Origin of the sequence: Chromobacterium phragmitis, from assembly GCF_003325475.1 — a bacterium.
In the GTDB taxonomy this organism is placed as follows: domain Bacteria; phylum Pseudomonadota; class Gammaproteobacteria; order Burkholderiales; family Chromobacteriaceae; genus Chromobacterium; species Chromobacterium phragmitis.
On the sequence record NZ_CP029495.1, the window covers coordinates 3,545,296 to 3,564,914 of the forward strand.

At 64.3% G+C, this 19,619-nt stretch carries 16 protein-coding genes; 5 read left to right on the top strand and 11 right to left on the bottom strand.

Features of this window, described 5'->3' with window-relative positions; translation table 11 throughout:
• Nucleotides 1-28: 28 nt before the first annotated feature.
• The 3 genes from DK842_RS16780 to rlmD form a co-directional block, all read right to left on the bottom strand.
• Nucleotides 29-664 (bottom strand): YecA/YgfB family protein, encoded by a 636-nt coding sequence (locus DK842_RS16780; protein WP_114062480.1) that lies wholly within the window; start codon nt 662-664, stop codon nt 29-31.
• Nucleotides 665-769: 105 nt separating this feature from the next.
• A complete protein-coding gene (locus DK842_RS16785) occupies nt 770-1,960 on the bottom strand; it encodes a NupC/NupG family nucleoside CNT transporter (RefSeq protein WP_114062481.1) in 1,191 nt (396 codons plus the stop codon).
• A gap of 269 nt (nt 1,961-2,229) precedes the next feature.
• Entirely contained in the window at nt 2,230-3,774 is a 1,545-nt protein-coding gene (rlmD, locus tag DK842_RS16790; protein ID WP_114062482.1) for a 23S rRNA (uracil(1939)-C(5))-methyltransferase RlmD, read from the bottom strand.
• 139 nt (nt 3,775-3,913) lie between these two features.
• Here rlmD and DK842_RS16795 point away from each other — a divergent pair, with 139 nt between their 5' ends.
• Nucleotides 3,914-4,828: a L,D-transpeptidase gene (locus tag DK842_RS16795; protein WP_114062483.1), complete on the top strand. Its 915-nt coding sequence runs from the start codon at nt 3,914-3,916 to the stop codon at nt 4,826-4,828.
• A 59-nt stretch (nt 4,829-4,887) separates the two neighbouring features.
• On the opposite strand, the gene DK842_RS16800 is transcribed toward DK842_RS16795, so the two are convergent.
• Together DK842_RS16800 and DK842_RS16805 are read right to left on the bottom strand one after the other, a co-directional pair.
• Nucleotides 4,888-6,165 carry an O-acetylhomoserine aminocarboxypropyltransferase/cysteine synthase family protein gene (locus tag DK842_RS16800; protein WP_114062484.1) on the bottom strand — a complete coding sequence of 426 codons (1,278 nt, stop codon included), beginning with the start codon at nt 6,163-6,165 and terminating at the stop codon, nt 4,888-4,890.
• 100 nt (nt 6,166-6,265) lie between these two features.
• A complete protein-coding gene (locus tag DK842_RS16805; RefSeq protein ID WP_114062485.1) occupies nt 6,266-7,693 on the bottom strand; it encodes an aminotransferase-like domain-containing protein in 1,428 nt (475 codons plus the stop codon).
• A gap of 222 nt (nt 7,694-7,915) precedes the next feature.
• Here DK842_RS16805 and DK842_RS16810 point away from each other — a divergent pair, with 222 nt between their 5' ends.
• On the top strand, nt 7,916-8,539 hold the full coding sequence (locus DK842_RS16810; protein ID WP_114062486.1) for a LysE family translocator: 624 nt from the start codon (nt 7,916-7,918) through the stop codon (nt 8,537-8,539).
• Nucleotides 8,540-8,626: 87 nt separating this feature from the next.
• Nucleotides 8,627-10,015, top strand: a complete 1,389-nt coding sequence (gltX, locus tag DK842_RS16815) for a glutamate--tRNA ligase (protein WP_198414734.1) — start codon at nt 8,627-8,629, stop codon at nt 10,013-10,015.
• An 80-nt stretch (nt 10,016-10,095) separates the two neighbouring features.
• Here gltX and DK842_RS16820 read toward each other — a convergent pair whose 3' ends face one another.
• The 4 genes from DK842_RS16820 to crcB all read right to left on the bottom strand — a co-directional run bounded on the left by DK842_RS16820 (nt 10,096) and on the right by crcB (nt 13,436).
• Entirely contained in the window at nt 10,096-10,869 is a 774-nt protein-coding gene (locus DK842_RS16820) for an ABC transporter permease (RefSeq protein ID WP_198414560.1), read from the bottom strand.
• Nucleotides 10,866-11,645, bottom strand: a complete 780-nt coding sequence (locus DK842_RS16825; RefSeq protein WP_232538509.1) for an ABC transporter ATP-binding protein — start codon at nt 11,643-11,645, stop codon at nt 10,866-10,868. Before DK842_RS16825 ends, DK842_RS16820 begins: the two co-directional genes overlap by 4 nt.
• Nucleotides 11,645-12,682: an ABC transporter substrate-binding protein gene (locus DK842_RS16830; protein ID WP_114062490.1), complete on the bottom strand. Its 1,038-nt coding sequence runs from the start codon at nt 12,680-12,682 to the stop codon at nt 11,645-11,647. Before DK842_RS16830 ends, DK842_RS16825 begins: the two co-directional genes overlap by 1 nt.
• 373 nt (nt 12,683-13,055) lie before the next feature.
• Entirely contained in the window at nt 13,056-13,436 is a 381-nt protein-coding gene (gene crcB, locus DK842_RS16835) for a fluoride efflux transporter CrcB (RefSeq protein WP_114062491.1), read from the bottom strand.
• Nucleotides 13,437-13,815: 379 nt separating this feature from the next.
• On the opposite strand from crcB, the gene DK842_RS16840 reads away from it, so the two are divergent.
• Complete coding sequence (locus tag DK842_RS16840) at nt 13,816-14,241, top strand: acyl-CoA thioesterase (RefSeq protein WP_232538510.1); 426 nt, start codon at nt 13,816-13,818, stop codon at nt 14,239-14,241.
• 6 nt (nt 14,242-14,247) lie between these two features.
• On the opposite strand, the gene mnmC is transcribed toward DK842_RS16840, so the two are convergent.
• Together mnmC and DK842_RS16850 are read right to left on the bottom strand one after the other, a co-directional pair.
• On the bottom strand, nt 14,248-16,230 hold the full coding sequence (gene mnmC / locus DK842_RS16845; RefSeq protein WP_114062492.1) for a bifunctional tRNA (5-methylaminomethyl-2-thiouridine)(34)-methyltransferase MnmD/FAD-dependent 5-carboxymethylaminomethyl-2-thiouridine(34) oxidoreductase MnmC: 1,983 nt from the start codon (nt 16,228-16,230) through the stop codon (nt 14,248-14,250).
• A gap of 112 nt (nt 16,231-16,342) precedes the next feature.
• A complete protein-coding gene (locus DK842_RS16850; RefSeq protein ID WP_114063776.1) occupies nt 16,343-16,816 on the bottom strand; it encodes a hypothetical protein in 474 nt (157 codons plus the stop codon).
• A 160-nt stretch (nt 16,817-16,976) separates the two neighbouring features.
• On the opposite strand from DK842_RS16850, the gene clpB reads away from it, so the two are divergent.
• Nucleotides 16,977-19,556, top strand: coding sequence for an ATP-dependent chaperone ClpB (gene clpB, locus DK842_RS16855; protein WP_114062493.1), 2,580 nt, complete (start codon nt 16,977-16,979; stop codon nt 19,554-19,556).
• Nucleotides 19,557-19,619: the final 63 nt, after the last annotated feature.

Here is a 19,619-nt window from a genome sequence, read left to right on the forward strand (position 1 = left end):
AAGCCAGCTGTCCGGTTTACCGGATCGTTCAGTGCGGGCGGCGCGGCTCTTCCCGCTCCCGCTCCAGCTCCTGCTCTTCCTGCTCCAGTTGACGGCGGATGGCGGCGAAGAAGTCGTGGATGCCGTGGACCGACGGCGACAGCGCGGACAGCAGCTCTTCGCGCAGCGCCGGGTCGATGCCGTCGGCCAAGGGGCGCATCTCCGGATCGGGGTGGCGCTCGAAAGCCAGCAGCATGATGGGCTCCAGCAAGGGGGCCTCGTCCGGCGCGTCGAACAGCAGGCTCCAGTCGTCGTTCAGCAGCTCCATGCCGGCGGAAAACCCCTCGGCCCAGTCATTGCCTGTGGCGAGGCCGTCGGCGCCGGCTTCCAGCCAGGGTTGGAATTCGCCGTGCTTCAGCGCTTCGGCGATGTCCTGCCAATGGCCGCGCAGCAACGCGACGAACTGCTCCAGCGATTTTTCGCTGGGGAAGGCGGCCTCGTCGTCGAAGGCGTCGCCCAGGATCAGCGGCAGGCACTCGGCGGGGCGAATGGCTTCCGGACCGGCCAGCAATGCGGCGAAAAAGCCATCCAGCTTTTCCAGGCTCATGCAGCCGTGGGCGGCGAAACGGGCGAGGATGGAGGATAGGCGTTGGTAATCTTGCTCGCTGAGCGGCTTGTGCGACATGGCGAATCTCGAGTAGGTCAGGCGGCCATTATGCGGCCGCGCGGGATAAAACAAAACCGCCCGCGGGGCGCGGGCGGTCGGGATGGGCGGCGTTTGGCTGGCAGCTTAGTAGGTAGCCAGCACCAGGCCGGCGATCAGCGCGGACAGGATGCTCACCAGCGAGGAGCCGTAGACCAGTTTCAGGCCGAAGCGGGACACCATGTTGCCGCGCTCCTCGTCCAGGCCCTTCACCGCGCCGGCGATGATGCCGATCGAGCTGAAGTTGGCGAAGGACACCAGGAAGATGGACAGCACGCCGCGGGTGTAGTCGGACAGGTGGGCGGCCTGGTTCTTCAGTTCCAGCATGGCGACGAATTCGTTGGTCACCAGCTTGGTGGCCATGATGCTGCTGGCGGTCAGCGCCTCGTGCGCCGGCACGCCCATCAGCCAGGCGAACGGCCAGAACACGTAGCCCAGCATGGTCTGGAAGTTGATGCCGAAGATGGCGGTGAAGATGAAGTTGACGCAGGCGATCAGCGCGATGAAGCCCACCAGCATGGCGGCCACGATCACGGCGATCTTGAAGCCGGTCAGGATGTACTCGCCCAGCATTTCGAAGAAAGACACGCGGTGCGCGTCGCTGCTGATCAGCTCGTCCTCGCCCAGCGCACTGTCGTAGGGGTTGATCAGCGACAGCACGACGAAGGTGCTGAACAGATTGAGCACCAGCGCGGTCACCACGAAGCGCGGCTCGATCATCTGCATGTAGGAGCCGACGATGGACATCGACACGGTGGACATCGCGGTGGCGGCCAGCGTGTACATGCGCTTCTCGTCGAAGGTGTGGATGATGTTCTTGTAGGCGATGAAGTTCTCGGACTGTCCCACCATCATCGAGCTGATGGCGTTGAAGGACTCGATCTTGCCCATGCCGCTGATCTTGGACAGCACGAAGCCGATCGCGCGGATCACCACCGGCAGCACGCGGATGTGCTGCAGGATGCCGATCAGCACCGAGATGAACACGATGGGCATCAGCACGTTGAGGAAGAAGCTGAACTCGTCTTTGTTCTGGATGCCGCCGAAGGCGAACTTGGTGCCTTCTCCGGCGAAGTCCATCAGCTTGGTGAAGACGCTGGAGATGCTGCCGACGATGGCGAGGCCGTAGCTGGTGTTGAGGAGGAAGAACGCCAGGGCGATCTCGATGACCAGCAGCTGGATCACGGAGCGGATCTTGATGTTCTTGCGGTCGCGGGCGACCAACTGGGTGAGGGCCAGCACCACGATCAGGCCGATGATGAATTGAACGATATGCATGATGAATGTCGCTTTGTGGGTTTCCCCCTGCCGGGGCAGGTATCGAGCATGGTTCCGGTCCCGCCTGATGCCGCGGGCCGTGCGCCGGTTTTTATAAAAATGCGGTCAGCGCCGCGCCGGGAGGCATGCGCTTGGAGCGAATGCCATCGGCGTGAGCACAATGCGCTGAAGCGAAGAATAATACTTGTCTTTAGATCAAACAATCTGTCTTTATATAAAGATAAACGGTCCGCCCCGGCGAAATCGCCGAAACGGACCGTTCTTGATGTCTATTGATCCGCAGCGGTTTCCTCGGCGTCGCGGCGCGCCTTCTCGGCGAAATAATGCGCGCGGCGGGCTTCCTTGGCCGCGGCTTTCTCCGCCAGCTCGGCGGCTTTCTTCGCTTTTTCCGCGTTTTCCTCCGCCAGGCGCGCCGCCTTGGCGGCCTCGCGTTCGGCGGCTTCGATCGCCTCGATCTCCTCGACTTCCTTGCGCGACTTGCATGGGCTGGTCTTTTCGAACCAGGCCACGGACTCGACGTGCGCGGTGTGCGGGAACATATTGATGATGCCGGCCGCCTTCAGCGTGTAACCCTTGGTGTTGACCAGGATGCCGGCGTCGCGCGCCAGCGTGGCCGGGTTACAGGACACGTAGACGATGCGCTTGGGCGCGGTGTCTTCGGTGATGGCTTTCAGCAGCTGCACCGCGCCGTCGCGCGGCGGGTCCACCAGCATCTTGTCGAACTGGCCGAGGGCCGCGAACGATTCCTCGGTCACTTCGAACAGGTTGGCCATCTCGTACGTCACGCGGTCCTGCAGCTGGTTGTGGGTGGCGTTCTCCACCGCGCGCCTCACCAGCGGCTGGCTGCCTTCCATGCCATGCACCACGGCGCCGGAGCGGGCGATGGGCAGGGTGAAGTTGCCGATGCCGCAGAACATGTCGGCGATGCGCTCGCCCGGCTGCGGGTCCAGGAACTTCAGCGCGCGGGCCACCATCACCGCGTTGATCTGCGGGTTCACCTGGGTGAATTCGGTGGGGTAGTAGGGCATTTCCACCGCGTACTCGGGCATGCTGTAGGTCAGCTTGGGCGCGTCCAGCGGGTAGATCGGATAGCAGGTGTCCGGGCCCTTGGGCTGCAGCCAGATCTGCAGCGGGCGCTCCGTCGAGCCGTGCTGGTCGGAGAAGGCCTTCAGGACGGCGAAGTCGGCATCGGTGATGGCGTCCATGTTGCGGAATACCAGGATGTCGATCTTGTCGCCGACCGCCACTTCCACCTGCGGCATGCGCTGGCTGATGGACAGCGTGGCGATCATCGCGCGCAGCGGCATGATCAGGTCGGAGATGTGCTTGGGCAGGATGTGGCACTCGCGCATCTCGGCGATGTAGCTGGAGCTTTTTTCATGGAAGCCCACCAGCACGCCGCCCTTCTTGGCCACCATGCGGGCGGACAGGCGGGCGCGGTGGCGATAGTGCCAGGCCGGACCCGCGATGGGGGTGAGCACGCGTTCCGCCTTGACCTTGCCGATGCGCTTGAGGTTGTCTTCCAGCACGCGCTGCTTGATCGCCACCTGGGCGGTGAACTCCACATGCTGCATCGAACAGCCGCCGCAGACGCCGAAGTGCGGGCAGCGGGGATCGGCGCGCATGAAGCTTTCCTTCAGCACTTGGCTGGTGTTGGCGTTTTCGTAGCTGGGTTTCTTGCGGTAGCTGCTGTAGACAACTTTCTCGTACGGCAGGGCGCCATCGATGAAGATGGTCTTGCCGTCAACGTGGGCGACCCCCCGGCCTTCGTGGTCCAGCGACTCGACCAGGGCGATAGTCTGTTGGTGCGTCATCGTCTTGCTTGCAAAATCAATCGGTAAAACGCGGATTTTCTCAAAAACCGGGGATTCTTGCTGGTTTTTTTACGATCCCGGAATTCCTGGCCTTTCTGTTAGAATTCGGATTATGAGTCATGGTTACAGAAGGTGCGGTATGTTGAAGCGGTTATCGGTGCTGGCGCTGGGATGGTGGCTGGCGGTTCCCGGCTATGCTGCGGTGATGCCGGCGCCGGACGTTTCGGTCAATCCGATCGGCCGGCATCTGGTGTTGAATCTGCCGCAGGCCAGGCTGTTCTTGTATCAGGACGGCAAGCTGGCGCGGATTTTTCCGGTGGCGGTGGGCAAGATGCTGACCCAGACGCCGACCGGCAGCTTCGACATCACCGGCATTTATCGGGCGCCAAGCTGGCATGTGCCCAAGTCCATCCAGGAGGAAATGCGGCGCAACGGCAAGGAGGTGCAGACCGTGGTGCCGCCGGGGCCCAACAATCCGCTGGGCCCGGTCTTCGTCCGCTTCGGCGAGAGTAGCCTGGGCTTGGGCTTCCACGGCACCAACGCGCCTTCGTCGGTGCCGGGTTTCCGCAGCCATGGCTGCGTGAGAATGCGCAACAACGACGCGTTGGAGCTGGCCGGCACGGTTAGCCGAGGCGACGCGGTCACCGTCGCTTATCAGACCATCATCTTGAGCGAGGACGAGGCCGGCCAGTTGTGGCTGACGGTCTACCGCAACCATTACCGGCAAAGCGATCCTTCCTTGCCCTACCTGGCGGATACCTTGCTTGCCTGGCAGCGGCAGCATCAGGTGGCGCTGTTCGGCCAGCGGGTGGACGACGCGCTGAAACAGCGCAAGGGCGAACCGGTGTGCCTGAGCTGCAAGAGCGGCAAGGCGGCGGTCAGCGGCGGCCTGAACCCCTTGCCGTGGTTGTCGAAAATGACGCCTTCGGTGCCGGTGCCGGTGCCGCCCCCGGCCCCCGCGGCCAGCCAGCCGCAGAACGAGCGCGAGCCGGCATCGCCATTGCCTTCGGCGCGAGCCGGCCAGCGGCCCAAGGCGGCAGCCAGGGCGGGTTGAGCGGGAAGAGCAAAGGGCCGCCGCGGCGGCCCTTCGCCATGCCTGTAGGCAAGGCTCGCCTATTGCGCCGCAGCCTTCAGCGCCTGGCCGATATCGGCCAGGATGTCGTCGATGTGCTCGATGCCGATCGACAGCCGCACCAGCTCAGGCCGCACGCCGGCCTGCAACTGTTCCTCCGGCGACAGCTGGCGGTGGGTGGTGGTGGCCGGGTGGCAGGCGAGCGATTTGGCGTCGCCGATATTCACCAGCCGCGTCACCAGCTGCAGCGCGTCGATGAAGCGGCCGCCGGCTGCGGCGCCGCCCTTGATGCCGAAGGATAGGATGCCGGAGGCGCGGCCGCCAAGGTAGCGGTCGGCCAGGGGCTTGCTGGGGTGGTCCGGCAGGGCGGCGTATTCCACCCATTCCACCGCCGGGCTTTCCTTCAGGAAGCGCGCCGCTTTCAAGGCGTTGTCGCAGATGCGGTCCATCCGCAGCGCCAGCGTCTCTATGCCCTGCAGGATCAGAAAGGCGTTGAACGGCGACAGCGCCGCGCCCATATTGCGCAGCGGCACCACCCGGGCGCGGGCGATGTAGGCGGCCTCGCCCAGCGCTTCCACGTAGTTGACGCCGTGGTAGCTGACGTCCGGCTCGTTCAGCCGCTTGAAGCGCGCCTGGTGTTGTCCCCATGGAAACTTGCCGGAATCGACGATGGCGCCGCCTATGCTGTTGCCGTGGCCGCCCAGGTATTTGGTCAGGCTGTGGACCACGATGTCGGCGCCATGCTCGAACGGCCGGCACAGATAGGGCGAAGGCACGGTGTTGTCGACGATCAGCGGCAGGCCGTGTTTGTGCGCTTCTTCTGCGAAGGCGGCGAAGTCCACCACATTGCCCAGCGGGTTGCCGATCGACTCGCAGAACACGGCTTTGGTGCGCGCGTCCACCAGCGAGGCGATCGCCGCCGGGTTCTTGTAATCGACGAAGCGGACTTCGATGCCCAACTGCGGGAAGGTGTGGGCGAACAGGTTGTAGGTGCCGCCGTACAGCGTGCGGGTGGCGATGATGTTGTCGCCGGATTCGGCGATGGTCTGGATCGAATAGCTGACCGCCGCCATGCCGGACGCCACCGCCAGCGCGCCGATGCCGCCCTCAAGCGCCGCTATCCGCTTTTCCAGCACGTCGGTGGTGGGGTTCATGATGCGGGTGTAGATATTGCCCTGCACCTTGAGGTCGAACAGGTCGGCGCCGTGCTGGGTGCTGTCGAAGGCGTAGCTGGTGGTCTGGTACAGCGGCACCGCCACCGCCTTGGTGGTCGGGTCCGGGCTGTAGCCGGCATGGACGGCTAGGGTTTCCAGTTTCATCGAGCGGCTCCTGTCAGGCGTTTGTCATGGCTGTTCACCTTATCGCCGGCCTGATCGAATCGCAAGAACATAAAAATCATACTGAATATGATTGTCCGTTCTAATGAACCTGGGACAGCTCTTCCGCCAGTTCGCCCACCCGGGCCAAGGCGCGCTGGTAGGCTTCGTTCCACGGGTAGCAGCAGGACAGCCGCAGGCAGTTGCGGTAACGGTCCTTGGCCGAATACATGGCGCCGGGGCCGATGGTGATCCGTTCCGCCAGCGCGGCCTGGAACAGCCGCATGGCGTCGGCGTGGCTGGGCAGTTCCACCCACAGCAGGCAGCCGCCAGAGGGCAGGGTGGCGCGGGTGCCGGCGGGGAAATGCTGCGCCACCGCGCCGCGCAGCTTTTCCATCTGGCTGATGAAGTGGCGCCGCAGCAGCCGCAGGTGGTGGTCGTAGCCGCCGTTTTCCAGGTATTCGGCCAGCGTTTCCTCCAAGAGCGCCGGCTGGCCCAGGCTGCTGGAAAACTTCAGCCTCCGCACCTGGCTGAGGAAGCGGCCCGGCGCGATCCAGCCGATGCGAAAGCCCGGCGCCAGCGTCTTGCTGTAGCCGGAGCACAGCAGCACCCAGCCGTCGCGGTCGTAAGCCTTGACCGCGTCCGGCGTGGCGTGGCCGTAAAACAGCTCGGCATGAGGCGCGTCCTCGATCAGCGGCACCTGGTAGTCGTTGACCAGTTTGGCCAGTCTTTGCTTGGCTTCCGGCGGCATGGTGCTGCCCAGCGGGTTGTGCACGGTGGGCATGGCGACGACGGCGTTGAGCCGTTTTTCCGACAGCAGCAGCTCCAGCGCGTCCAGCGCCAGGCCGCTAGTGGGGTGGGTGGGGATCTCGATCACCGTGAGGCCCAGATCCTTCAGCAGCGGCAGCAGCGCGAAATAGGTGGGCGATTCCACGCCCACGGTATCGCCCGGTTTGCAGGTGGCGCGCAGCGCCAGTTGCAGCGCTTCGGTGCAACCGTTGCTGATCACCAAGTCGTCGGCCGCCAGCACGCAGCCCCAGCTGACCGCGCGCTGGGCGATCTGCCGCCGCAGCCGCTCCGAGCCTGGCGGGAAAGGGTAGTCGGTGGTCAGTTCCGGATGCTGGCGCAGCAGCCGGCCCATGATGTGCTTGAAGCGGGTGGTGGGGTAGAAGTCGCTGCCCCGCGGGCTGGCCAGCGACAGGTCGATGAAGTCGGCCTGGTTTTGCGCGCCCACCACCGCCTCGATCAGGTCCACCACTTCTCCGGTATGGTGGGCAGCGCTTTGGCGGCGCATCCGCGGCAGCGGCAGGGTGGCGGCCGATTTGACGTAGAAGCCGGACTGCGGCCGCGCCTCGATCAGGCCGCGGTCTTCCAGCGTGCGGTAGGTCAGCAGGATGGTGGAGGGGCTGACCTTGTGCATCTCGCAGGCCTTGCGTACCGAGGGCAGGCGCTCGCCGGGGCGAACGGTGCCGTTCTGGATCAAGGTTGTCCATTCGTTGACCAGTTGCTGATACAGCGGTTCGCCGCTCATGCGGGCCTCCTTGGCGAGGTGGTGAGTACAGAAAATCCGGCGGGCGGCACAGTTTTGCCTGAAACCAACCATAACAGTTGCTGATTGATCAAACTGTTATGGTCTCAATTCTATTTTTCTGAATCTGTAATTGTCTAGTCCAAACGCCTATCATGACCGCCTTGAGTCGGGGCATGCCCCGTGTGGCCCGGCGGCACGCCGGTTGCGGTTTCAGGAGTGGTCATGAATCTGGTTGCGCTCGTTACATATCTGCTGGTGATGTCCATCACCCCCGGTCCCAACAATCTGGTGCTGGCCTCTGCCAGCGTCAATTTCGGCTTCTCCCGCACTTTGCCCATGTTGCTGGGCATGGCGCTGGGCCTATCGTTGCAGCTTGGCGCGCTGACCCTGTTCCTGGGCGCGGTGATGTCGCTGATGGCGTCGCTGCAGCTCTACCTTGCCATCGCCGGCTGCGGCTATTTGTTGTGGCTGTCCTGGAACCTGGCTCGAGCCGGCAAGGCGGGCGGCGGCGCGGCGGCGCGGCCGATGGGCTTTTTCGGCGGGCTGATGTTCAACTGGCTGAACCCCAAGGTATGGCTGATGGGCTTCAATCTGGTGATGGTGTTCCTGCCGACGCAGATGGACCCCTGGCGCGCGGCCATCGTGTTCGCGCTGGCAGCGTTCTTCACCAGTCTGCCTTGCGTGATCGTCTGGGCCGGCTCCGGCGTCGCCATCGGCCGCTTTCTGGACTCTCCGCTGCGTTTGCGCGCTTTCAACTGCAGCATGGCCGCCATGCTGGCGGCGACCGCCATCTGGCTGCTGGCGGAGATGATGCCGGCCCATTCGCTGGGCGCGCTGATGGCGTAAGGCTGTTTTTTCCAAGCCCGCGTTTGCGGGCTTTTTTATTGGCGGCGTACAATAGCCGCTTTCCCGATTTTCCGCAGAGTCCTACTCATCATGATCCGTACCCGTTTCGCCCCCAGTCCCACCGGCTATCTCCATATCGGCGGCGTGCGCACCGCGCTGTTTTCCTGGGCGTACGCCCGCAAGAACAACGGCGTGTTCGTGCTGCGCATCGAAGACACCGACCTGGAGCGCTCCACGCCGGAGTCTGTGAAGGCGATCCTGGACGGCATGCACTGGGTGGGCCTGGATTACGACGAAGGCCCGATCTACCAGACGCAGCGTTTCGACCGCTACAAGGAAGTGATCCGGCAACTGCTGGCCTCCGGCCACGCCTACCATTGCTATTGCAGCAAGGAAGAGCTGGAGGCGATGCGCGCCGAGCAGGAAGCCCGCGGCGACAAGCCGCGCTACGACCGCCGCTGGCGTCCGGAAGCCGGCAAGACGCTGCCGGCCATGCCGGAAGGCGTGCAGCCGGTGGTGCGCTTCAAGACTCCGCTGGACGGCGTCGTCGCTTGGGACGACGCGGTCAAGGGCCGCATCGAGATTTCCAATGAAGAACTGGACGACCTGATCATCGCCCGTCCGGACGGCAGCCCCACCTATAACTTCTGCGTGGTGGTGGACGACTGGGACATGCAGATCACCCACGTGATCCGCGGCGACGACCACGTCAACAACACCCCGCGCCAGATCAACATCCTGAAGGCGCTGAACGCGCCGCTGCCGGTGTACGGCCACCTGCCGATGATCCTGAATGAAGACGGCCAGAAGATGTCCAAGCGCCGCGACGCGGTCAGCGTGGTGGACTACGCCGACAAGGGCATTCTGCCGGAGGCGCTGCTGAACTACCTGGCGCGTCTGGGCTGGGGCCACGGCGACGACGAATTCTTCTCCATGGAGCAGTTCGTCGAATGGTTCAGCCTGGAGGCGGTGAGTCCGTCGGCCAGCCGCTTCAACCATGAAAAATTCATGTGGCTGAACGCGCAGCACATCAAGGCGGCCGACAACGCGCGCCTGGCCGAGCTGATCGCGCCGCGCCTGGCCGCCGCCCAGGTCGATATGGCTAGCGGCCCGGCCATAGTCGACGTGCTGGCGCTGGTGAAGGAGCGCGTGCAGGATCTGAACGCGCTGGCGCTGGAAGTGGATTACTTCTACAAGAAGCGCGAGCCGGCCGCCGCCGACGTGGAAAAGCACCTGGCCGGCGACGCCGTGGCGCGGATGGGCCGTTTCGCCGATCGTCTGGCCGCGCTGGAGGCCTGGACCGCCGAGTCCATCCATGAGCTGTTCAAGCCCTTCTGCGCCGACGAGGGCATCAAGATGGGCCAGCTGGGCATGCCGCTGCGCGTGCTGGTGTGCGGCACCACGCAGACGCCGTCGGTGGACGCCGTGCTGGCCTTGATCGGCAAGGACGAAGTGTTGCGCCGCATCCGCGGCTGATCGACCGCTCTTTCAATGAGAACGCCCCGCGGTTTGCGGGGCGTTTTGTTTGGGCTGCCGTCTGCTCCGGGATTTGCCGCTCAGGCCCCGGCCTTGGCGGAAGGATGCCAGTGCAACACGCGGCGCTCCGCCCTGCCAACCAGCCAGTCCAGTCCCAGCGCGCAACCGGTCAGCACCACGATGCCGGCGATGACGGCATTGATGTCGAATGCGCCTTCCGCCTGCAGGATCAGATAACCCATCCCTTGCGCCGAGCCAAGATACTCTCCCACCACGGCGCCGACGAATGCCATGCCGACGGCGTTGTGCATGCTGGAAAACAGCCAGCCCGCGGCAGACGGCAAGTAGACATGCCGCATCAGTTGCCGGCGGCTGGCGCCCAGCATGCGGGTGTTGGCCAGCAGCCGAGGATCGACTTCGCGCACGCCCTGATAGACATTGAAGAACACCACGAAAAACACCAGCGTGAAGCCCAGCGCCACTTTCGACGCCATGCCCAGTCCGAACCAGACTGCGAAAATCGGCGCGAGCACCACGCGCGGCATCGCGTTGGCCGCTTTGATGTAGGGGTCGAGCAGCAGGGCGGACAATGGCGAAAGCGCCAGCCACAAGCCCATGCCGGCGCCGGCGACGGAACCGATCAGCAAGGCCAGAAAGGTCTCCAGCAGGGTCACGCCCAGGTGGGCGAATACGCTGCCGCTGGCGAACCAGTCGTATAGCTGCTGGGCGACCTTGGCGGGTTCGCCAAAGAAAAAGGGCGGCAGTATCTCGCTCGCGGTCAGCCACCACCACGCGGCCAGCACGCTGATGAACAGCCCGGCCCTCAGGCCCAGCAGGGCGGTTGTCTGTTTCATAGGCATGCACTTACCGGCCTGGCCTGTTGTTTCAACACTTGCCAGAGCGCCGCGTGATAATCCATGAACTGAGGCTCCTGCAGCATGTTTTCCACATTGCGGGGATGGGGCAAGCGGATGGCGAGGTTTTCCACCACCCGGCAGGACGGGCCCGCCGACAGCACCGCCACCCGGTCCGCCAGCGCGATGGCTTCCTGCAGATCATGGGTGATCAGCAGCACGGAGCGGCTTCGATTCTGCATCAGGCGCACCAGTTCGGCGCCCATTTCCTGCCTGAGCTGCGCGTCCAGCGCCGAAAACGGCTCGTCCAGCAGCAGAATGGGCGGCTCGGTGATCAGCATCTGGGCGAGCGCCGCCCGTTTTTTCATTCCGCCGGACAATTGCGCGGGGTGGCGGTCGGCATCGGCCGCCAGCCCTACGGTTTGCAGCCAGTGCCGCGCCCGGCGCTGGGCTTCCTCTTTCTTCACGCCGCGCAATGCCAGGCCCAACGCCACGTTGTCGAGCACGGATTTCCACGGCAGCAGGGTGTCGACTTGCTGCATGTAGCCGGCGTCACGGTTCAGGCCGGCCAATGGCCGGCCGTTGACCGTTACCTGTCCCGAGTCCGGCGTCTGCAGGCCGGCGGCGAGGTTCAACAGCGTGGACTTGCCGCAGCCGGACGGCCCGACCAGCGCCAGAAACTCGCCTGGCATCAGCTGCAGGTCGAATCGTTCGACGACGGGCCGGCCCGGAAGATAGCCAGCCGTCACTTTTTCAAATGCCAGCGCCGGCTGCATCACGGCTTCGCGATCTGTTTGGCCGCCTTCAGCGCGAAACGATTGTCGTAGCTATGTTCCGGCTGCACTCGCCTCAATGCCGGATTGCTGGCGAGCAGGGACTGGTAGACATTCCGCGCCGCTTCGGCCGTCATCACCCCGTCCGCGGTGTAGGAAGGCATGCTCTTGACCAGCGCTTGCTGATAAATGGCGGGGTTCTTGCCGTAAAAGGAAGGAGGAACGGCGGCGACGATCTGTTGCGGGGTCGCCTGCTTCAGCCAGGCTAACGCGCGCACCATCGCATTGGCCACCGCCTGCGCGGTTTTCGGATTTTTCTGGATGAAATCGGTCTTGGCGTAAATCGATCCCGCGGCATAGCTGCCGCCGTAGACCGCTTTGGTGTCGCTAAGCTTTCGGGTGTCGACCACCGCGACGCCGGTGCCGTTCCTCTCCAGCACGCTGAGGCTGGGATCCACGCTGACCAGCGCGTCGATCTGGCCGCTTTCCAGCGCGGCGATGGCGGTGGCGCCGGTGCCCACCCCGATCGCCGAGACGGCGTCCGGCTTGAGATTCGCCTTGGCCAGCAAGGCGTTCAGAAATAGATGCGTGCCGGAGCCCGGCGCGCTGACGCCCACTTTCAGGCCTTTCAGATCGGCTGGCGATCGCCAGGAAGCCGCTTTGTCGCGCGGCACCATCAGGGCCAGTCCCGGTATTTCGCCTTGGGTCACGATGGATTGGATCGGCTGGCCTTTGGCCTGCATCTGCAACACGTGTTCAAACGAACCCGACACCAGATCGGCGCTGCCGCCTACCAAGGCTTGCAAGGCTTTGGCCCCGCCGGGGAAGTCGACGATCTTGACGTTCAGGCCCTCGTCGCGGAAATAGCCCCGCCGCTCGGCGATCGCGAATGGGAGGTAATACAGCACCCCGATGCCGCCCACCGCCATGGTGATGTCCCGTTTTTCCAATGCCGGGGCCGGCGCGGAGAAAGACAAAGGGGTAGCCAGCAGGCTGGCGAAACCCAGCCATAAAATCGTGCGACGCGAATGACGATTCATATTCCGCTTTTCCTGTAGGGGGAATCGAGCTGACTTTGACTTTTCGCGAAAGTTTCATGGTTCGGCGCTGCGGGCGCGTCACAGGCGCTGGCCAAGGAGGCGGGACGCGCTGGGCCGCATCCGGGCTGGTGTTTCGATGGTTGCATGCTGAGTGCCTGGCTGCAGCTTGGTGGCGGCGCGGGCCAGCAGCAGGGCGGGCTTGGCGCTTAGTGCCGGCTTCGGTGAGGGCGGCATGCCGCTGGGCTTGGTTTTCCTTCGCGAAGGGTTTGCTGGAGTTCGGAACATGGAAAGCGGACTGTTTGCTTGACCTGGCGCTGAAGAGGCAGCGTTTGAAATCATGGCCGCTTGTGGCGGTCCATCGTCTCTTCGAGCGTTAGCGTCGAAGCCAATGCCAACTGGCGATGCCGGCCATGGTCATCAACAACGATCCGCTGACATGGACGGCGATGGCGGAGAATGCCGGCTGCAACTGGCCCTGGCGCAGCAGGTCCACGACTTCGGCCGAGAATGTGGAGAAGGTGGTCAGTCCGCCGCAAAAGCCGGTGATGATCAGCAGCCGCCACATTGGCGACAGCGAGGGCATGTCGGCGAAAAAGGCCACGGCCAGTCCGATGATGTAGCCGCCTATCAAGTTGGCGGCCAATGTGCCGGGCGGCAGCGAGGGAAGCAGGCTGTTCAGGCGCAGGCCCAGAAACCAGCGCAGCACGGCGCCGCAGGATGCGCCGACGGCGATGGCGAGTATGGATTTCCACATGGGAGAGCTTGCAAGCGGTCAATGGCGGCCATTGTGCACCGCCGGCGAGTTTCCGGCTAGCGGGGCCGGCGCAGAGGGGGTAAAAAAAAGAGCCCCAGTGGGGCTCTGAATTGCACCTTCGCTCAGGTGATCGAGACATGGTCGGGACCCTGCTTCGATCGCGTCCCGCTCGTGTTCTCCTGGGTGGAGCCCGCGAACCAGACAGGCACATTATCCAGATCGGACCCGCCGGGCAGTAGCATGATTGTTGAGCGCTTGTGTGACGGGATGTAATCAAAACCGTCTTGGCTTAACACTTTCGCAAAAGAATCGGTAGATAAGGCTGACGGCATGATTTTGCCGTTATCATGGCGATTTGCCTGACGATTGGGAGCCAACCTTGACGACGCCGTTGCCGGTGCTGGATACGCGTTCCATCAGCATGCGCTGGGGAGACATGGACGCGGTGGGACATCTGAACAATACCTATTATTTCCGCTATCTGGAGCAGATCCGCATCGAGTGGCTGCAGGCGCTGGGGTTCGGCATCGAGCCTGACGGCATCGGCCCTGTGCTGGCCAGCACCAGTTGCGTCTATCGCAAGCAACTGACCTATCCCGCCTTGCTGGACATCACCATCGAACTGGAAAAGCTGGGGCGCAGCAGCTTGAAGCTGCGCCACCATTTTTACCGGCGGGACGATCCCGGCGTGGTTTACGCCAGTGCCGAGGTGCTGCTGGTGTGGGTGGATTACCAGGCGGAGAAATCGGTGCCGATTCCCGAGGCGATCCGAGAGGCGATAGCGCGTTCCGTGGAGACGGCCTGAGTCTGCTTAGGGCGCGTCTGGGTCCACTTTGCGGCGAATCAGGTCGCGCAACAGGAAGCGGGACGGATGGACGGCCCGCATCAGGTCGGCCGGCAATGGAGCGGGCTCTCCCTCCAGCAGCGATGCCAGGATTTCCCCTGACAGCGGCGCGGTGATCAGTCCGCGCGAGCCATGGGCGGCGTTGACGTATAGGCCATCCGCCCAGGGGCAGGCCGTTGCGGGCCGCAAGGTAGCGTCCCGCGCCAGTTCTCGGTAGGCGGCGAAGAAATCGCGCGCGGCCACCGCCGGGCCGATCAGCGGCAGATAGTCAGGGCTGGTGCAGCGGAAGGCGGCGCGCCCGCCCAGCTGTTCCGGCGCGTCTTCGGTCAGGCTGGCGCGCAGGTCCGGCGCCAGCGCGGCCAGCATGGCCAGATTTTCCGCGTGCTCGTCGTCGCGGACGGCGAGATCGTCGGCGTCGAATTTGAACGTCGCGCCCAGGCAGTGGCGGCCGCCGCGGGCGGGGGAGAGGTAGCCCTCGCCGCACAGCACCGCGCGCAGGCGAAGGCTTTCCTCGCTGGCGGCGATGCTGGTGATCTGTCCGCGTATTTTCTTCAGTGGCAGGTGGCGGGTGCTGTCGAATTGCGCGGTCTCCGCGGCGCCGGCCAGCACCACCGCGGAGGCGGTCGCCAATGGTCCGCTCTCATCGCTGACTGTCCAGCTGCGCTGCGCTGGGTTGTAGTCCAATTCCAGCGCGGTATGGCCGGTTTTGACCAGGATATTCGGATGGTCGGCCAGTTTCTCCACCAGCGCTGGCGGATGCGCCCAGCCGCCTTGAGGGAAGTGCAGGCCACCAGTCGGCAGCGGCGTGCCGGCCAGTTCGCTGGCGCTTTCCCGGTCCAGTAGACGCATCACGGTTTCCGGCAGCCTCAGCGCGTCCAGCGCCCGTTGTTTCTCCGCTTCCTTCTCGTTGTGAGCCAGTTGCAGCACGCCGCATGCCTGCCAGTCGTCGCCCTCGGGCAGCAAGCCGCGCAGCGCGCGCAGGCTGTAGGCGTAGCCGGACAGCACCAGCCGGGTCAGCGGCGTCAGGTGCGGCGACAGCTTGGCGTAGAGCACGCCCTGAGGGTTGCCTGAGGCTGCGCCGGCCAAGCCCGGCATGCGTTCGACGATAGTCACCTGCCAGCCCCTCAGGGCCAGGCTGCGCGCGCTTGCCGCGCCGGCCAGCCCGCCGCCGATGACGACGGCGCTGCGTTCGCGCCAGCGCGGCTCCGGGCGGGCGAACCAAGGCGCTTGCCAGTCCGGCGCGGGCGGCGTGGCGATCCAGCCGTGGCTGATGTGGCGCTTTTTGCCGTGGCCAGGCGCTTTTTTGACTTCGAATCCGGACGCCGCCAGGCCGCGGCGCACCTCTCCGGCGCTGGTGAACGTCGCGAAGCTGGCTCCGGGGGCGGATAGGCGCGCCATCCGGTCGAATAGGGCTTGCTGCCACATGCCGGGATTCTTGGCGGGCGCGAAACCATCCAGAAACCAGGCGTCGACGCGGGCGTCCAGTTGCGGCAGCGTCTCCAGCACGTCGCCTATCATCAGCGTCAGCGTCACTCTGCCGTCGGCCAATACGAAGCGGTGCCAGCCTGGCGTCAGTACGTCGTACTGCGCCAGCAATTGGCCGGAGAGGTCGGCGAGCTCCGGCCACAAGGCCAGCGCCTGGGCCAGATCGACCGGGGTCAGCGGGTATTTTTCGGCGCTGACGAAATGCAGCCGCGCGCCGGCCGGCGCGCGCGCATCGAAGCACTGCCAAGCGCACAGGAAATTCAAGCCGGTGCCGAAACCGGTTTCCGCGATGGTGAAGCCATCATGAGGCAGCAGCGCGGCGAAGCGCTCTGCCAGTTGATTGTGGCGCAGGAAGACGTGGCGGGTTTCCTCCAGGCCGGACGCGCGCGAGAAATAGACGTCGCCGAAAACGGCGGACATGGGTTGGCCGTCTTGCCAGGACAGTTGGGCGTGGGAGTGGGTCATCGATATCAGGCGCCGCCGCCCGACGCGGGCGGCGGAAAGGAATTCGGATGGCGGTATTGTCTCACGCCCGCCTCCGGCGTTCCAGGCATGCGCCCGGGCCATGCGCGGGCGGTTAGAAGGTCCATCGCAGATTGAAGGTGGTGACCGAAGTCTTGGGGTGGTGGCTCCCTACGTTGACTCTGGGCAGATAGCCTACTTCGAGCGCGAACGATTTCGTGCCCAGGCTGAGGGTGGGCAGCGCGGCCGGGCCGTTGTGGCCGGAACCGTGCAGGTAGCCGGCCTGCAGGCCGATGCCGGCGATGACAGGTCCGAACATCTCCCACTCCCGCCTCCAGCCCAGCGTGGCGTAGTTGGCGTTTTTGCGGAATGAGTCCCGGTAGGCGCCGGCGCGGGCGAACCAGCGGCCGCGATCCTGATCGCCGGAAAACGCCCACTCGGCGCCTGCGCCGGGATTGTCCTGATTGAGATTGCAAGTGGAGCAGCCATGGTGGACGGAGGCGCCGAACAGCAGCAAGGAAAAATCGTCGGCTTGGGCGCGGCAGGCGAGAAGGGTCAAGCCGACAACGAGCAAGGCGTTGCGTTTCATGGACATCCCCCTTGTTTTGACAATGGATTTAAAATCGACAGCTATTTATGCCATGTTGTGATTTGAGCGTAGTCAATCGCCGGCGTTTGACAACTCTTGAAATGGCCGCGTCCCTCCCCAAAATGGAAGTCATCGACAGATTTTCCGGGGAGCCGACAACATGCGATTCGACAAGCTGACCACCAAGTTCCAGCAAGCGCTGGGGGATGCCCAGAGCTTGGCCGTGGCGGGCGACAACGCTTACATCGAGCCGCAGCATCTGCTGCTGGCGATGATGGACGACGCAGAGGCCGGCGTCGGAGGCCTGCTGGCGCGCGCCGGCGTCAATGTGCCGGCCTTGAAGGCCAGCCTGAAGCTGGCCATCGAGCGCCTGCCGCGCGTGCAGGGCCATGGCGGCGAGATCACCGTGTCGCGCGATCTGGCCAATCTGCTCAACGTCACCGACAAGATCGCGATGAAGCTGGGCGACGAATTCATCGCCAGCGAGCTATTCCTGTCCGCCTTGTCCCAGGACAAGGGCGAGACCGGCCGCCTGCTGAAAGAGCACGGCGGCAACCACGCCTCCATCCAGGCGGCGATAGACGCGGTGCGCGGCGGCGAGAACGTCAACAGCGCCGATGCCGAAGATCAGCGCGAAGCCTTGAAGAAATACACGATGGACCTGACCGAGCGCGCGCGGCAGGGCAAGCTCGATCCGGTGATAGGCCGCGACGATGAAATCCGCCGCGCCATCCAGGTGCTGCAGCGCCGCACCAAGAACAATCCGGTGCTGATCGGCGAGCCGGGCGTGGGCAAAACCGCCATCGTCGAAGGCCTGGCGCAGCGCATCGTCAACGGCGAAGTGCCGGAAAGCCTGAAGGGCAAGCGCCTGTTGGTGCTGGACCTGGCGGCCCTGATCGCCGGCGCCAAATATCGAGGAGAGTTCGAGGAGCGGCTGAAAGCGGTATTGAATGATCTGTCCAAGGACGACGGCCGCACCCTGATCTTCATCGACGAAATCCATACCCTGGTCGGCGCCGGCAAAGCCGATGGCGCGATGGACGCCGGCAATATGCTGAAACCGGCGCTGGCGCGCGGCGAATTGCACTGCATCGGCGCCACCACGCTGGACGAATACCGCAAGTACATCGAGAAGGATGCCGCGCTGGAGCGCCGCTTCCAAAAGGTGCTGGTGGGCGAGCCGTCGGTAGAAGACACCATCGCCATCCTGCGCGGCCTGCAGGAAAAGTACGAGATTCACCATGGCGTGGACATCACCGATCCAGCCATCGTCGCCGCCGCCGAGCTTTCCCAGCGCTACATCACCGACCGCTTTCTGCCGGACAAGGCCATCGACCTGATCGACGAGGCCGCCAGCCGCATCAAGATGGAGCTGGACTCCAAGCCCGAAGCGATGGACAAGCTGGACCGCCGGCTGATCCAGCTGAAGATCGAGCGCGAGGCTGTGAACAAGGAAAGCGACGAGGCTTCTCAAAAGCGGTTGAAGCTGATTGAGGACGAGATCGCCGAACTGTCGCGCGAATACGCCGACCTGGAGGAAATCTGGAAAGCGGAAAAAGCCGCGCAACAGGGTTCGCAGAGCATCAAGGAGGAAATCGACCGCCTCAAGGTGGATATGGAGGAGCTCAAGCGCAAGGGCGACTGGCAGAAGCTGGCCGAACTGCAATACGGCAAACTGCCGCAGCTGGAGGCCAGGCTGAAAGAGGCCGAGGCCGCCGGCGGCCAGGACGAGGCCAAGCCCAATCGTTTGCTGCGCACCCAGGTGGGCGCCGAGGAGATCGCCGAGGTGATCAGCCGCGCCACCGGCATCCCGGTGTCCAAGATGTTGACGGGCGAGCGCGAAAAGCTGCTGAAAATGGAGGACGTGCTGCATCAGCGCGTGGTGGGGCAGGACGAGGCGGTGACCGCGGTCGCGGACGCCATCCGCCGTTCGCGCTCCGGCCTGGCCGACCCGAACAAGCCCTACGGTTCCTTTCTGTTCCTGGGGCCGACCGGCGTCGGCAAGACCGAGCTGTGCAAGACCTTGGCCAGCTTCCTGTTCGACAGCGAGGACCACCTGATCCGCATCGACATGTCCGAGTATATGGAGAAGCATTCGGTGGCGCGGCTGATCGGCGCGCCTCCGGGCTATGTCGGCTACGAGGAAGGCGGCTATTTGACCGAGCAGGTGCGCCGCAAGCCGTACAGCGTGATCTTGCTGGACGAGGTGGAGAAGGCGCATCCGGACGTGTTCAACGTGCTGTTGCAAGTGCTGGACGACGGCCGGCTGACCGACGGCCAGGGCCGCACCGTGGACTTCAAGAACACGGTGATCGTGATGACGTCCAATATCGGCAGCCAGCAGATCCAGGCGATGGCTACTGACGATTACCAGGTGATCAAGCTTGCCGTGATGGCCGAGGTGAAGACGCAGTTCCGTCCGGAGTTCATCAACCGCATCGACGAAGTGGTGGTGTTCCACGGACTGGACGAGAAACACATCCAGTCCATCGCCCGCATCCAGTTGAAGAGCCTGGAGAGCCGGCTGGCCAAGCTGGACCTGAACCTGCAGATCAGCGATGAAGCGCTGGCGTTGCTGTCCGAGGCCGGTTTCGATCCGGTATACGGCGCGCGTCCGCTGAAGCGCGCGATCCAGGCCGAACTGGAAAATCCGCTGGCCAAGGCCATTCTGGCCGGAAAGTATCCGCCCAAGTCGACGGTGATGGTGGAGGCGCGCAACGAGCAGTTGGCGTTCGACTGAGTCGGCCGCCGCCGGGAGTCAAAGAAACGGCCGCTTCGTTTGACGCGGCCGTTTTTCATGTAC